This window comes from Duganella sp. SG902 (genome assembly GCF_013376005.1).
Lineage (GTDB): Bacteria > Pseudomonadota > Gammaproteobacteria > Burkholderiales > Burkholderiaceae_D > Rugamonas.
This window is the reverse complement of sequence record NZ_JABMJK010000002.1, coordinates 669,931-683,306: the sequence shown is the minus strand read 5'-3', so window position 1 is coordinate 683,306 and position 13,376 is coordinate 669,931. Positions and strand designations below refer to the sequence as shown.

The following is a 13,376-nucleotide window of genomic DNA, read 5'->3' as shown; positions in this document are numbered from 1 at the left end:
TTTCCCCTTCTTCGAGGTTGCGATGAACAAGAATCTGGTGATGCTGGCCGCCATGAGCGCCGCCGGCCTGGCGGCGTGCGGCGGCGATAATGGCGTGGCCACGCCGGCGATCCCGGAAGGCACCACCGTCACCCTGGCGCTGCTGGAAACCACCGACATCCACGCCAACGTGATGAGTTACAACTATTACTCGCTGGCCGAGGACACCAGTCTGGGCCTGGAGCGCACCGCGTCGCTGGTCAAGGCCGCGCGCGCGGAAAACCCGAACAACGTGCTGCTGGATGACGGCGACACGATACAAGGCACGCTGCTGGGCGACCTGCAAGCCGTCACCAAGCCCATCCCCTGCGGCGACACGCTGGCCGTGCACAAGGTCATGAACGCCATGAAGTTCGACGGCGGCGGCTTCGGCAACCATGAGTTCAACTACGGCCTGCCCTACCTGAGCCAGGTCACCAACACCGACTTCGGCATTCCGGGCGTGAGCAAGCCCAGCGGCACCTGCGGCGCGCCCTCGTTCCCGCTGGTGCTGACCAACGTCACCGGCGTGGCCAGCGGCAAGCCCATCGTGCAGCCCTATACGCTGCTGCCGCGCACCTTCTCGGCGGTGACGCCGGACGGCGGCAAGCTGGACGTGAAACTGAACATCGGCATCATGAGCTTTGTGCCGCCGCAGATCCTCGAGTGGGACCAGAAGAACTTGGCCGGCAAGGTGGCGGTCACCGGCGTGCAGGAAGCCGCCAAACAGTACGTGCCTGAGCTGCGCGGCAAGGGCGCCGACCTGGTGGTGGCGCTGTCGCATGGCGGCCTCGACCCCAGCAGCTACAGCCCGAAGATGGAAAACGGTTCCTACCACCTGACCAGCACCGGCATCGACGCGCTGATGATCGGCCACTCGCACCTGATCTTCCCGAAAGGCAAGGAGACCGGCGCCGCCGCGCTCGATCCCTCGTTCGCCGCCTTCCCGGCCAGCGCCAAGATCGACGCCATCAACGGCTTCGTCAACGGCGTGCCGACCGTGATGGCGCAGAGCTGGGGCCGTCGCCTCGGCATCATCAAGCTGACGCTGGCCTACACCGGCGGCAAGTGGGTGGTGCAGCCGGCCAAGACCACGGTGGAATCGCGCGGCTTCAAGTACACCGACGGCAGCACCAACATCGCCGCCGACAGCAGCGTGGCGCCACTGGTGGCCGCCGAGCACGCGGCCACCATCGCCTACGCCAGGCAGCCGCTGGGGGTGAGCACCGACTTCGAGATGTCGTCCTACTTCGCGCTGGCCGGCGACGTGACCGCGATCCAGCTGGTGAACCAGGCGCAGCTGGCCTACGTGAAGAACTTCATCGCCACCAGCACCGACGCCACCCTTGCCAGCTACAAGAACATCCCGGTGATCTCGTGCAGCGCGCCGTTCAAGGCCGGCCGCAACGGTCCTTCCGACTTCACCGACGTGGCGCCGGGCGCCTCGGCCGCCGCGCCGGTCGGCCTGCAGGTGCGCAATCCGGGCGATCTCTACCTGTATTCGAACAACAACCTGCAGGCGGTCAAGATCAAGGGTTCCGACCTGAGGAACTGGCTGGAGGCGTCGGCCAAACAGTTCGGCCAGATCGATCCGGCCCGGACCAGCGAGCAGGATCTGGTGCCATCCTACGGCACCATCTACAACTACGACGTGTTCTATGCCGAAAACAATGCGTTGACCTACCAGATCGACGTCACCAAGCCGGCCGGCAGCCGCATCGTCAACCTGACTTACCAGGGCAAGGCGGTGGCCGATGGCGACGACTTCATCGTCGCCACCAACGATTACCGCGCGGGCGGCGGCGGCGCGGTGCCGGGCATCGACGGCAGCAAGACCATCATCAAGTCGCCGGACGCCAACCAGAGCGTGGTCAGCAACTACCTGTCGGCGCTGGGCGCGGCCAGCGGCAAGGTCACGCTGGCCGGCAACGGCAGCGCGCGCAGCTGGAGCTTTGTGAAGGTGGCGACCGCCGGCCCGGTGATCCTGCGCTCGGCGCCGGGCCATCTGGCATTGGCGAAGAGCAGCGGCATCACCGCCGTCACGGCCGAGGGCGGGCTGGATGCCAGCGGCTTCGCCAAGTACACCATCGACCTGAGCAAATAAGCATGCGCGCCCTGACCGTATTGCTGAGTTCGGCCCTGCTGTTCGGTTGCCAGATCCAGCAGGAGAAACCGACCTCCGCCCAGATCGAAGTCGTCGGCATGAAGGCCAAACAGGAAGCCGACGCCCACGCCGAGCGCAAGCTGATGCGTTGGGCCGAACAGGACATGCCGGTGGCGCAGCGCGAGCTGGCCATCTTGTACCAGGCGCGGCCGAAGCAGCGTGACGACGCGCTCAAGCTGTTCGAGCTGGCGGCGCGCGGCGGCGACACGGAGGCGGCGTTCCAGCTCGGTGAAATGCTGCGCGTCGGCGTGCCGGGCGCGCCGGCGGAGCCGGCGGCCGCGGCGCCGTGGTACACCATGGCCGCCAAGCAACAGCACGCCAGGGCGGCGCTGGCCCTGGGCCTGCTGTACAAGAACGGCGATGGCGTGGCGCGCGACGACGCGGCGGCGGCGCGCTGGCTGTCGCACGCCAGCGAGCTGGGGAACGCGCATGCGATGTTCCTGCTGTCCAACATCTACAACGAAGGCGTCGGCGTGGTGCGGGATCGCGCGCGCGCCCGCCAGTGGCTGGAAGAGGCCGCCGAGCACGAGTACCCACCCGCCATCCAGGAACTGGCCATGACGGTGCAGCTGGGCGACGCGCTAACTCCAAAGGATGAGCTGCGCGCTAGCCATTTGATGAAAGACGCCACCGAGCATAGACGGAATAATTGGAACCGGTTCTGAGCCAATGACGGCCTCAGCGCCGTTTGCCCAGGAGATTCCATGAAAGCTATCATTACCGCCCTGCTGCTGGCCGCGGCCGGCCTGGCGCACGCCGCGCCCAACAACGCCTCGCCGATCTACGGCGTCACCCTGCCTGACGGCTACCGCAAATGGCAATTCATCGCCCCGGCGCATGAAACGCCGCCGCTGGACGAGTTGCGCGTGGTGGTCGGCAACCCGGTCGCCATGGCGGCGATTGAAAAGAACCAACTCCCCTTCCCCGACGGCACGGTGCTGGTCAAGCTGGCGTGGAAGCACGTGCAATCGACCGAATCGCCGGCCGCCTACGTGCCGGGCGCGGCCAGCACGGTGCAAGTGATGGTCAAGGACTCCAAAAAATACGCCAGCACCGGCGGCTGGGGCTTCGGTCGATTCATCAACGGCAAACCGGCCGACGAGGCCCAGCACCAAACCTGCTGGGGCTGCCATCAGGCGCTGGTCAAAAACCACGACTTCGTGTTCACCCGTCTGGCGCCGTAGACGGAGCGTGGTCCGGCGCACAGACCGGCGTGGGAGGGACTTCTAGACTGGTTTGGTAGTCCCGCCTGTTTCATTAGCCACGCAAGGAGCCGACATGAGAACCACTTCCCAATCTTCGGGCAAGATCCCTAAACCTATTCCGACCGAAACCCAACCGCAAGACGCCATCGCGCTGCTGACGGAAGACCACGAGAACGTCAAGGCGCTGTTCGAGCAGTATGAAGAGCTGGGCGACCGCGCCCACGTCAGCAAGCACAAGCTCGCCCTGCAGATCTGCGAAGAGCTGACCAAGCACACCATGATCGAGGAGGAGATCTTCTATCCGGCAGTGCGCAAGGCCATCAAGGAAGAAGACATGATGGACGAGGCCATCGTCGAGCACGCCTCGGCCAAGGATTTGATCGCCCAGATCCAGTCCATGGAGCCGACCGACGACCTGTTCGACGCCAAGGTCAAGGTGCTGTCGGAGATGATCGACCATCACGTCGAGGAGGAGGAAGGCGAGATGTTCCCGAAAGTGCGCAAGGCCAAGCTGGACCTGGAGGAGCTGGGCGAGGCCATGGCCGCCCGCAAGGAACAAATCCAGCTGCCGCCGGTCTAACCGTCCAGCCGCGCCATCTCGCGCTGCATATTGTCGATGGCGCGTTCGTTGTACTGTTCGGCGAAGTAGGCATTGCCGAACAATTGCCCGGCCTGCGCCTTGCGGCACAGGTGCGCCAGCGCCCCGCGCCGCTGCTCGCGGTATTTGACGTCCGGCAGGTGGATGTACTCCTGCCGGATGGCCCGCGCATAGTTCTGGTACACCTCGTCGTCCTGGCCGAGGATGGCCAGGTCCACGCACAGCAAAATATCCTTCAGGCGGTGCGTGATCGCGGCTTCCTGGAAGTGGTCGGTGGCGCGGATCAGCTCGGCCGCGTCGGCCATTTCCTGCCCCAGGTGGCTGCCCAGCCACAGTTGCGCGCTGGCTTCCTCGTTGGTCAGCGTGCCGGGCTCGCCGCTGTGGCCATACTCGGCGTCATGGAACCAGAAGGCTTGCTTGACGATGTCCACATCGGCCGGATCGGGACGGGTGTTGGCGGCCCACACGCGAATCTCGCACAGGCCGTGCACCAGGTGGTCGAGGTTGTGATAGTGGCGCATCGGCCCGCCGTAGGCGGTGGCGCCGGTCAGCTGCACGAACCACTGGTCGGCGTGGGCGATGGCGGTGGCGTCGCGGTGCTCGTAATCCCACAGGGTTTCCCATTCCTTGCGCAGCCAGCCCAGCACCCAGGCGTGATAGGCCGGGCCGGGCACGAATTTCTTCATGATCCAGTTCCAGCCGATCGGCCCCTCGAGCGCCTTGACGAACGAGGAGCTCACGGAGCCGAGGTCGCGCGGCGGCATCACGAACACCGTCTTGGCGCCCTGCAGCACGTCGACGTTGGTTTGCTGGATCAGGTTCTCGTAATCGAAATCGGCGGTGGTGCGGATGCCGCGGATCAGGCACTCGACACCCTGCTTCTTGGCCGCGCGCGCGGTGTAGTCGCCGCGCACGATCACCACCGAGACATTGTCCCAGCCCTGCTCGGCGCAGCTGAGCGCGATGATGCTCTTGCGCTCCTCGGCCGTGAAGCGCGGCTTCTTGGCGGGGTTCTCGGACAGGAACACGACCACCTCGTCCGCCAGCGAACGGGCCTCGTTGATCACCCACATGTGACCGTTGGTGATCGGGTCCAGCGTACCCGAAAAGCCGATTTTCTTCATGCACCACTCCCACGCCGTGTCAAAACGGCATTTTAAGCTGGAGTGGGCTTGCCAGTCTCGGGAAAATCGACGCTGACCTTGAGGCCGCCCAGCCGCGCGGACTGGTCGAGCGACAGCAGGCCGCCATGGCGTTCGGCGATCGAGCGCACGATCGCCATGCCCAGACCGCTACCACCGGCGGGGCTTCCGGGCACGCGGTAGAAGCGGCTGAACACGCGCTCGCGCTCCTCCGGCGGGATGCCGGGGCCGGAATCCTCGACGCTCAGCACCACCCGCGGCTTGGCGTTTTTTGTGGCGGCCACGCTACGCCGCAGCTCGACATCGACGGTGCCGCCGGCCGGCGTGTACTTGATGGCGTTGTCGACCAGGTTGCGCAGCAGGATCAGCAGGGCGTCCTGCTGGCCCGCCACCACCACCTCGTCGGCGTGGTGCAGGCCGAGGTCGATCTGGCGCGCCTGCGCCAGGCCGGCCATGTCGCCCAGCACGCGCCGGACCAGCTCGCCCAGGTTGACCGGCTCCAGCTTGATTTCCTCGACGCCGCCCTCCTGCCGCGCCAGCACCAGCAACTGCTCGACCAGGCGGGTGGCGCGCTCGATGCCGGCCGTGACGCGCGACACCGCCACCTTGCGCGCGGCCTCGTCCGGCGCGCGCTCCAGGCTGAGCACCTGCAGCTTGAGCGCCGCCAGCGGCGTGCGCAGCTCGTGCGCGGCGTCGGCCACGAAGTGCTGCTGCGCCTCGAAGGCGGTGCGCACGCGCACGAACAGCAGGTTGAGCTCCTGCACCAGCGGCAGCACCTCGTCCGGCAGGTCGTTCTCCGACACCGGCGACAAGTCGTCGGCCTGGCGCGCCGCCACCTGGCGCTTGACGCGCGACACCGGCGCCAGCGAGCCCGACACCACCCACCACACCACCAGCATCAGCACCGGCGCCATCACGGCGATCGGGCCGACCGTGCGCAGCGCCAGCGTGCCGGCCATGCGCTGGCGCACCGCCATGTCCTGCGCCACCTGCACGGTCTGGTTGGAGGTCTGCACCGAGAAGATGCGGTAGGTGGTGTTGTTCACCCGCACATTGGAAAAGCCCAGCACGGCGCGCTGCGGCAGCGCCGCGCGCGACAGCGAGCGGAACACCTGGGCGCCGTCCGGCGTCCAGACTTGCACCACCAGGTCGTCGTTTTCGGGATCGGCGGCCGTGTCGGCGGCCTTGTTGGTCAGCGTGGCGCTGGAGCGCAGCGACATCGCCATTTGCTGCATGTGATAGTCGAAGATCTGATCGGCGTCGCTGAGCGCACTGCGGTAGGCGATCATGGCCTGGGCGATGGCGGCCATGGTGATGGCCGCCAGCAGGAACCACAGCAGGCGGCCGCGCAGCGAGTGCGTCACCACCGGCACCCGTGGCAGCGACGGCATCTTCACCTTCATAGCTTGGGAACCATGTAGCCCAGGCCGCGCACGTTCTGTATCAGCTCCGCGCCCAGCTTCTTGCGCAGGCCGTGGATGTAGACCTCCACCGCGTTGCTGTTGACCTCATCCTTCCAGCTGTACAGCTTTTCCTCCAGCTGGTGGCGCGACAGCACGATGCCGGGACGCGCGATCAGCGCCTCCAGCACCGCCCACTCGCGCGCCGACAGGCTGACCGGCTTGCCGTCGGCGATCACTTCGCGGGTTTGCGGGTTGACCGTGACGTTGCCGTGCTCGAACACCGGCTCGGCGCGGCCGGCCGAGCGGCGCAGCAGCGCGCGGATGCGGGCCAGCAGCTCGTCCAGGTCGTAGGGCTTGAGCACGTAGTCGTCGGCGCCGGCGTCCAGGCCGGCGATGCGCTGCTCCTTGGCGTCGCGCGCGGTGGCGATCAGGACCGGCGTGAGTTCCTTGCGCAGGCGCATCGAGCGCAGCACCTCCAGGCCGTCCTTGCGCGGCAGGCCCAGATCCAGCAGCACCAGGTCGTAGGTCTGGGTTTGCAGCGCGGTGTCGGCCATGTCGCCGTCCTTGACCCAGTCGACCGCGTAGTGCTCGGCCCGCAAGAGGTCGAGCACCACCTCGCCGATCATGGTGTCGTCTTCCACCAGAAGAAGTCGCATATTTTTCCTTGTTTTCGCTTAGCCCAGGCGGACCGGTATGAAGATTTTATCGTCGCCGCGCTGGATCAGCAATGCCACCGACTTGCCGGCCTTGCCCACCACCTCGCGCACCTGGTCGACGCTGTTGACCGGGCGGCCGTTGACCGACAGCAGCACGTCGCCCGGCTGCACCCCGGCGTTGGCGGCGGCGCCGCCGGCGTCCTGGATCAGCAAGCCGCTGGCGATGCCAGATTCACGCCGCTCCATCGGATCCAGCTGGCGCAGCGAAAGGCCCAGGCGCAGCTTGGCGCTGGCCTGGTCGGCCGGGCCGTCATCGTCCTGCGCCATTACTTTATCCTTGGCGTTGCCCAGGGTGGCGGTGACTTGCACCGGCTTGCCCTGGCGCCAGACGTCCAGCGTGATCTTGTCGCCCGGGGTCGACAGGCCCACCATCGACGGCAGGTCGGCCGAGCTGATGATCTTCTGGCCATTCAGGGCGCGGATCACGTCGCCGGCCTTGAGGCCGGCCTTGTCGGCCGGACCGCCGCGCTCGACGTTGGAGATCAGGGCGCCTTCGGGCGTTTCCAGGTTGAAGGAATCGGCGAAGCCCTGGTTCACCTCCTGCACGGTCACGCCCAGCTTGGCGTGCACCACCTTGCCGGTGGAAACGATCTGGTTCTTGATCTTGTTGGCGACGTCGATCGGGATGGCGAACGACAAGCCTTGGTAGCCGCCGGTCTGGCTGTAGATCTGCGAGTTGATGCCGACCACCTCGCCGCGCGTGTTGAACAGCGGGCCGCCGGAGTTGCCCGGGTTGACGGCGACGTCGGTCTGGATGAACGGAACGTTGCCATCCGGCAGCGTGCGGCCCTTGGCGCTGACCACGCCGGCGGTGACGGTGTTGTCCAGGCCGTACGGCGAGCCGATCGCCAGCACCCATTCGCCCACCTTGAGGTCGTTGTTCTTGGCCAGCGGCACCACCGGCAGGTTCTTGGCGTCGATCTTCAGCACGGCGACGTCGCTTTGCGGATCGGAGCCCAGCACCTTGGCGCGGAATTCGCGGCGGTCGGTCAGCTTGACCACCACCTCGCTGGCGTCGCGCACCACGTGGGCGTTGGTCAGGATGATGCCGTCCGAACTGATGATGAAGCCGGAACCCAGGCCGTGGGTCGGCTGGGCGCGCTGGCCGCCGCGCTGCTGGCCCTGGAAGCGGCGGAAGAATTCATAGAAGGGATCGTCGGCAAACGGATCGTCCCGTCCTTGCGGGCCGTTGTAGGCGGTCTTGGTGCTGCCGGTGACGTTGATGTTGACCACGGCCGGGCCGTTGTGGGCGACGATGACGCTGAAGTCCGGCAGGGAGATCGGCGGCGCGGCGACCGGCGCCGGGGCGGCGGCGGCCGGGGCGGCAACGGCGGCCACCGGTGCGGCGGCGGCGGCGACCGCGGCGTTTTGTTTGACAGCGACCGCACCGCCGACGCCGACCACGCCCAGTACGGCGACGGCGACGGCGGCACGCTTGAGAGTAGAGTTGGACATAACGGTTCTCCTTGTGAATGAAGACTTTAGATGTATCCAATATGCGGGAAAAAACTTAGGCCCTACTTAACCAATTCTGTGGCGCGCGCCCGCCCATTTTGATGAAATATTGTTAATATGGGCGTGGGTTTTCCCCGACTTGAAAGGATGCGCCATGAAAAATTTCACCTTCGTAAAACTGCTGGCCGCCTGCCTCGGCATGGCGGCGGCCAGCGCCAGCGCCGCCCACAGCTCGGCCTCGTCATTGGGCAATTTCCGCGTCACGCTCATCGATCTCGACCTGACCGACGGCATCACGCCATCGTTCACGCTGACGTCGGCGGCGCCGCCGGCCGCGCGCGTGCTGACGCTGGACCAGGACAGCACGCTGACCGCCGCCGGGCCGGCCCAGTCGGTTGCCACAGCAACTCAGGCACCTATTTCAACCAGTGGGCGTCGGCCAGCGGCGCCGGCACGCTGGAGACGCTGTGGCTGCAGGCGGCCTCTCAGAGCAATGGCGCCAACAGCGGCCGCTACGACGTGGGCAGCCGCGCGACGACCGGCGTGGTGACGTTTGAGCTGTCGGCGCACACCGGCCTGCGGATCGACGCCGACGCCGCGGTCAGCGCCTCCAGCAGCGGGCTGATCGCCGGCCCCGCGTTCACCTCGTCGGTGGGGTTCTCCCAGCTGTACGCCGCCATCGGCCAGGTGGGCGCGTGGGAATACGCGTCGGACACGGTGGCCGCCGGCACGCTCGACCTGCGTGGCGAGGCGGACGCCCTGCTGCCCAAAAGCGAGGCCTACTCCAGGACGCTGAACCTGGTCTACGACAACACCACGGCCGGCGCCAAAAGCGGCGTGCTGGAATTCACTGTCAGCGCCGACCTGTCGCAGTTCCCGCCGTCCTCGCCGGTGCCCGAGCCGGCCAGCTACGCGCTGTTCGGCGCCGGCCTGGCGCTGCTGGGCGCCGGGCGCGCGCGCCGTCGCCGCCAACGCTGAGCACAACGTAAAACTGGCCGGATCAACCGGCCAGTTTGAACCACTGCGCTAACGCGGGCTTACGCTGCGCGCTGCTCCAGCGCGGTCACGTTGTCGCCACCGTCGATGACGATCTTGCGTGGCTTCAGTGCCTCCGGAATCTCACGCACCAGTTCGATGGTGAGCATGCCGTTGTCGAAGCTGGCGCCGGTCACCTTGACGTGGTTGGCCAGTTGGAAGCGCTGCTCGAAATCGCGCGCCGCGATGCCACGGTGCAGGTAGGTGCGCTCGGTGGCGTCCTTCTGCTTGCGGCCCACCACGGTCAGCGAGTCACGCTCGAAGGTGATGTCGATTTCTTCGCGGCTGAAGCCGGCCAGCGCCATGACGATCCGATACTGGTCGTCCGAGACCAGCTCGATGTTGTATGGGGGATAGCTTGGAGTGTCATTGCGCTGGGCGTCATTCAGCATTTGTGCCAGACGATCAAAGCCGATAGCGGAACGATACAGAGGGGTGAGATCAAAAGTACGCATGATAGATATCCTTTTCAAAATAAGCGATATGAAGAAGTTCGCGGCCCCCACAATCAGGCAACCGCTGATCCCCATATAAGTCGGACCAAATGGCTTTCAAGAGGTTTTTTTAAAAAATTTTTTCGTTTCCTGCGTGCTACACTCTTCCTCTTGTCAACCGTTTTATTAAACCATTATGTCTTTGACCCGCGCCGTACTTGCCGCCGTGCTGGCTACCGCCTTCAGCGCCCAGGCCGCCTCCGATCAGCCCTATCCGGGCACCATCGTTCTGAAAGTCGATGCCTCCGACACCGCGCAAAACATCTTCCGCGTGCGCGAAAGCATCCCGGCCAGACCCGGCAAGCTGACGCTGCTGTATCCGCAGTGGATTCCCGGCAACCACGGCCCCAGCGGCGCGCTCAACCAGTTCGCCGGCCTGAAGGTCAGCGCCAACGGCCAGCCGCTGGAATGGCAGCGCGATCCGGTCAATGTGTACGCCTTCCACCTCGAGGTGCCAAAGGGCGCGAGCGGGGTCGAAGTGGAATTCCAGTACCTGTCGCCGGTGGAGCCCAACCAGGGCCGCACCACCATGACCAACGACATCGTCGGCGTGCAATGGCAGTCGGTGACGCTGTACCCGGCCGGCTACAACAGCCGCCGCATCACGGTGCAGCCCAACCTGACCGTGCCGCCGGGCTGGCAGTACGGCAGCGCGCTGGAGCAGCAGGAGCGCCAGGGCGACGAGGTGGCCTTCAAGCCGCTGGACCTGGAAACCCTGATCGATTCGCCGCTGTTCGCCGGCCGCTACTTCCGCCAGATCGACCTCGATCCGGGCGCGAAGATTCCGGTGCGCCTGAACGTGGTGGCCGATTCGCCCGAGCAGCTGGAAGCCACGCCGGAACAGATCGCGCCGCACCGCGAGATGGTGCGGCAGGCCTACAAGCTGTTCAACTCGCAGCATTACAAGCACTACGATTTCCTGTTCGCCATCAGCGATGAATTCGGAGGCATCGGCCGCGAGCACCACCAGTCGAGCGAGAATGGCGTCAAGCTGGGCTACTTCACCGAGTGGAATAAATACGAGGCGCGGCGCGAGCTGCTGTCGCACGAATTCACCCACTCGTGGAACGGCAAGTTCCGCCGCCCTGCCGGCCAGAACGTGCCGGACTTCAACACCCCGCTGCAAAACGAATTGCTGTGGGTGTACGAGGGCCAGACCCAGTACTGGGGCGCCGTGCTGGCCGCGCGTTCGGGCCTGATCAAGCCGGAACACACGCGCGACCTGATCGCCGCCACCGCCGCCCGCTACGACAACGTCAAGGGCCGCGCATGGCGCGCGGTGCAGGACACCGTCAACGATCCTATCGTCAATGCGCGCCGTCCGCAGGGCTGGAACAACTGGCAGCGCGCCGAGGATTACTACTCGGAAGGCCAACTGATCTGGCTGGATGCCGACACCAAGATCCGCGAACTGTCGGGCGAGAAGAAATCGCTGAACGATTTCGCCCGCAACTTCTTTGGCGTGGATGACGGCGTCAATGTCGCCAAGCACTACACCTTCGACGACGTGGTGAAGGCGCTGAACGCGGTGCAGGCTTACGACTGGGCGCCCTTCCTGCGCAGCCGCCTCGATGGCCACGGCCCGGGCGCCCCGCTGGACGGCCTCGCCCGTGCCGGCTGGAAACTGGTCTACACCGAAAAACAGACCGACTTCCTGAAAGCGCAGGAGGACCTGAGCAAGTCGGCCAACTTCCAGTATTCTCTGGGCTTCTCGGTGGGAGCCGATGGCAAGCTGGAGGCCTTGCAGTGGGAAGGCGTGGCCTTCAAGGCCGGCTTGGCGGGCGGCAATGTGCTGGTGGCGGTCAACGGCCGCGCCTACAAGCCGGAACTGCTGCGCGCCGCCGTGACCGCCGCCAAGGCTGCGAAAGAGCCGATCAAGCTGCTGATCAGGAAAGGCGGCCTGTACCAGGAGGTGGCGCTGGACTACCACGGCGGCCTGAGATATCCGCGCCTGGAACGCATCGAAGGTACGCCAGATCGCCTTGGGGCGATTTTGCAGCCCTTAAAGTAAGAGGCCCGGTGTCGTTTGGTGTATGCTGCGCACATGAACAATGACACTGATATCCAACTGAGCGGCCCTTTCAAGGCCACCGACGGCTCCGGCCGTGCCCACGACGCCAAGGCGATCCGTATCTTCGACGAAGGTTATGGCGCCATTGATGTGTACGTGGATTTCAAGGCGCCGATCAGCGGCCTGCACAAGGACAAGGCGCTGATCGCTTCGGTGGTGGCGCAACTGCGCACCGTCGGCTACAAGGGCCCCGACCTGACGGCCGGCGATCCGGTGCTGCAGGAAGGCCGCTTGCTGGTGCTGGAAGCGCCGGACGAGTTCACTGCTTTCGCCGCCAGCAAGGGCTGGAAAGATTTGTCGGAAGACTTTTAAACCAGATAGCGGTCGGCCCAGGCCGCAATCAGGTTGGCGACGTAGACGGCGTCTTCGCGGCCCGTCAGCAGATGGTCGGCATCGTCCAACGAGATAAAGCTTTTCGGATGCTTGGCCGCCGTGAAAATCTCCATGGCGTTGTTGAGACTGACCGTGTCGTCGTTGGGCGCATGCATGACCAGCAAGGCGCGGCGCAGGCCGGCGATCTTCAACTTCAAATTGTGCCCGCCGGCGTCTTCCACGAATTGCTGCTTGATGCGGAACGGCCGCCCCGCCAGTTGCACCTCCGCCTCGCCCTCGCGCGCAATTTCCTCCAGATGTTTGCTGAACATGCCGGTGACGTAAGACGGGCTGCTGGGCGCGGCAATGGTGACCACGGCTTTCACCTCCGGCATCTGTTCGGCCGCGGCCAGCGCGGCGGCGCCGCCGAGGCTGTGACCGATGAGCAAGCGCGGCGCGGCGTAGTGCTCGCGCATGAAATCAGCGGCGGCAACCAGGTCGGCCAGATTGGACGAGAAATTGGTGTTGGCGAACTCGCCGTCGCTGGCGCCCAGCCCGGTAAAATCGAAGCGCAGTACGGCGATGCCATGCTCGGTCAGCGCTTCCGCCACGCGCCGGGCGGCCAGCACGTCCTTGCCACAGGTGAAGCAGTGGGCGAACAGCGCGTAGGCCTTGACCTCGCCATCCGGCCCATCGAGGCGCGCCGCCAGCTTGTGGCCGTGCGCGCCGATAAATTCTTGTCGTTGTGATTTCATAGGAATGG

General features: G+C 65.6%; 14 protein-coding genes. 7 read left to right on the top strand and 7 right to left on the bottom strand.

From position 1 onward, the window contains the following. Nucleotides 1-22: 22 nt before the first annotated feature. The 4 genes from FHW83_RS06550 (at nt 23) to FHW83_RS06535 (ending at nt 3,967) form a co-directional block, all read left to right on the top strand. Nucleotides 23-2,122, top strand: coding sequence for a bifunctional 2',3'-cyclic-nucleotide 2'-phosphodiesterase/3'-nucleotidase (locus FHW83_RS06550; protein ID WP_176645527.1), 2,100 nt, complete (start codon nt 23-25; stop codon nt 2,120-2,122). A 2-nt stretch (nt 2,123-2,124) separates the two neighbouring features. Beyond that, nucleotides 2,125-2,847: a tetratricopeptide repeat protein gene (locus tag FHW83_RS06545; protein WP_176645526.1), complete on the top strand. Its 723-nt coding sequence runs from the start codon at nt 2,125-2,127 to the stop codon at nt 2,845-2,847. Between the two features lie 39 nt (nt 2,848-2,886). Next, nucleotides 2,887-3,366, top strand: a complete 480-nt coding sequence (locus FHW83_RS06540; protein ID WP_176645525.1) for a cytochrome P460 family protein — start codon at nt 2,887-2,889, stop codon at nt 3,364-3,366. Nucleotides 3,367-3,460: 94 nt separating this feature from the next. After that, on the top strand, nt 3,461-3,967 hold the full coding sequence (locus FHW83_RS06535; RefSeq protein WP_176645524.1) for a hemerythrin domain-containing protein: 507 nt from the start codon (nt 3,461-3,463) through the stop codon (nt 3,965-3,967). Here the strand turns inward: FHW83_RS06535 and coaD are convergent. The 5 genes from coaD to FHW83_RS31285 form a co-directional block, all read right to left on the bottom strand. Further along, nucleotides 3,964-5,109: a pantetheine-phosphate adenylyltransferase gene (gene coaD, locus FHW83_RS06530; RefSeq protein ID WP_176645523.1), complete on the bottom strand. Its 1,146-nt coding sequence runs from the start codon at nt 5,107-5,109 to the stop codon at nt 3,964-3,966. The genes FHW83_RS06535 and coaD overlap by 4 nt on opposite strands. Before the next feature lie 32 nt (nt 5,110-5,141). After that, nucleotides 5,142-6,518 (bottom strand): ATP-binding protein, encoded by a 1,377-nt coding sequence (locus FHW83_RS06525; protein WP_229224042.1) that lies wholly within the window; start codon nt 6,516-6,518, stop codon nt 5,142-5,144. A gap of 8 nt (nt 6,519-6,526) precedes the next feature. Beyond that, entirely contained in the window at nt 6,527-7,186 is a 660-nt protein-coding gene (locus FHW83_RS06520) for a response regulator transcription factor (RefSeq protein WP_090182067.1), read from the bottom strand. A gap of 18 nt (nt 7,187-7,204) precedes the next feature. After that, complete coding sequence (locus tag FHW83_RS06515; RefSeq protein ID WP_176645521.1) at nt 7,205-8,701, bottom strand: DegQ family serine endoprotease; 1,497 nt, start codon at nt 8,699-8,701, stop codon at nt 7,205-7,207. A 66-nt stretch (nt 8,702-8,767) separates the two neighbouring features. Then, nucleotides 8,768-9,103 (bottom strand): hypothetical protein, encoded by a 336-nt coding sequence (locus tag FHW83_RS31285; protein WP_176645520.1) that lies wholly within the window; start codon nt 9,101-9,103, stop codon nt 8,768-8,770. Between the two features lie 117 nt (nt 9,104-9,220). On the opposite strand from FHW83_RS31285, the gene FHW83_RS31280 reads away from it, so the two are divergent. Next, on the top strand, nt 9,221-9,679 hold the full coding sequence (locus FHW83_RS31280) for a PEP-CTERM sorting domain-containing protein (protein ID WP_176645519.1): 459 nt from the start codon (nt 9,221-9,223) through the stop codon (nt 9,677-9,679). Between the two features lie 59 nt (nt 9,680-9,738). Here FHW83_RS31280 and FHW83_RS06500 read toward each other — a convergent pair whose 3' ends face one another. Further along, nucleotides 9,739-10,191, bottom strand: a complete 453-nt coding sequence (locus tag FHW83_RS06500) for an Hsp20 family protein (protein ID WP_176645518.1) — start codon at nt 10,189-10,191, stop codon at nt 9,739-9,741. A 175-nt stretch (nt 10,192-10,366) separates the two neighbouring features. Between FHW83_RS06500 and FHW83_RS06495 the strand changes: the two genes are divergently transcribed. Then, entirely contained in the window at nt 10,367-12,241 is a 1,875-nt protein-coding gene (locus FHW83_RS06495; protein ID WP_176645517.1) for a M61 family metallopeptidase, read from the top strand. 33 nt (nt 12,242-12,274) lie between these two features. Then, the gene (locus tag FHW83_RS06490; protein ID WP_176645516.1) at nt 12,275-12,613 is read left to right on the top strand and encodes a hypothetical protein; all 339 of its coding nucleotides are present in this window, start codon (nt 12,275-12,277) and stop codon (nt 12,611-12,613) included. On the opposite strand, the gene FHW83_RS06485 is transcribed toward FHW83_RS06490, so the two are convergent. After that, nucleotides 12,610-13,368, bottom strand: a complete 759-nt coding sequence (locus FHW83_RS06485) for a S9 family peptidase (RefSeq protein ID WP_176645515.1) — start codon at nt 13,366-13,368, stop codon at nt 12,610-12,612. The two genes, FHW83_RS06490 and FHW83_RS06485, sit on opposite strands and share 4 nt — an antisense overlap. Nucleotides 13,369-13,376: the final 8 nt, after the last annotated feature.

Excerpts from the sequence above, each read along its gene's own strand:
- FHW83_RS06500 (WP_176645518.1), bottom strand. The coding sequence starts at position 10,191 with ATGCGTACTTTTGATCTCACCCCTCTGTATCGTTCCGCTATCGGCTTT.
- FHW83_RS06490 (WP_176645516.1), top strand. The coding sequence starts at position 12,275 with ATGAACAATGACACTGATATCCAACTGAGCGGCCCTTTCAAGGCCACC.
- FHW83_RS06535 (WP_176645524.1), top strand. The coding sequence starts at position 3,461 with ATGAGAACCACTTCCCAATCTTCGGGCAAGATCCCTAAACCTATTCCG.
- FHW83_RS06520 (WP_090182067.1), bottom strand. The coding sequence starts at position 7,186 with ATGCGACTTCTTCTGGTGGAAGACGACACCATGATCGGCGAGGTGGTG.
- FHW83_RS06540 (WP_176645525.1), top strand. The coding sequence starts at position 2,887 with ATGAAAGCTATCATTACCGCCCTGCTGCTGGCCGCGGCCGGCCTGGCG.
- FHW83_RS06545 (WP_176645526.1), top strand. The coding sequence starts at position 2,125 with ATGCGCGCCCTGACCGTATTGCTGAGTTCGGCCCTGCTGTTCGGTTGC.
- FHW83_RS06550 (WP_176645527.1), top strand. The coding sequence starts at position 23 with ATGAACAAGAATCTGGTGATGCTGGCCGCCATGAGCGCCGCCGGCCTG.
- FHW83_RS06495 (WP_176645517.1), top strand. The coding sequence starts at position 10,367 with ATGTCTTTGACCCGCGCCGTACTTGCCGCCGTGCTGGCTACCGCCTTC.
- FHW83_RS06525 (WP_229224042.1), bottom strand. The coding sequence starts at position 6,518 with ATGCCGTCGCTGCCACGGGTGCCGGTGGTGACGCACTCGCTGCGCGGC.
- coaD (WP_176645523.1), bottom strand. The coding sequence starts at position 5,109 with ATGAAGAAAATCGGCTTTTCGGGTACGCTGGACCCGATCACCAACGGT.
- FHW83_RS06485 (WP_176645515.1), bottom strand. The coding sequence starts at position 13,368 with ATGAAATCACAACGACAAGAATTTATCGGCGCGCACGGCCACAAGCTG.
- FHW83_RS06515 (WP_176645521.1), bottom strand. The coding sequence starts at position 8,701 with ATGTCCAACTCTACTCTCAAGCGTGCCGCCGTCGCCGTCGCCGTACTG.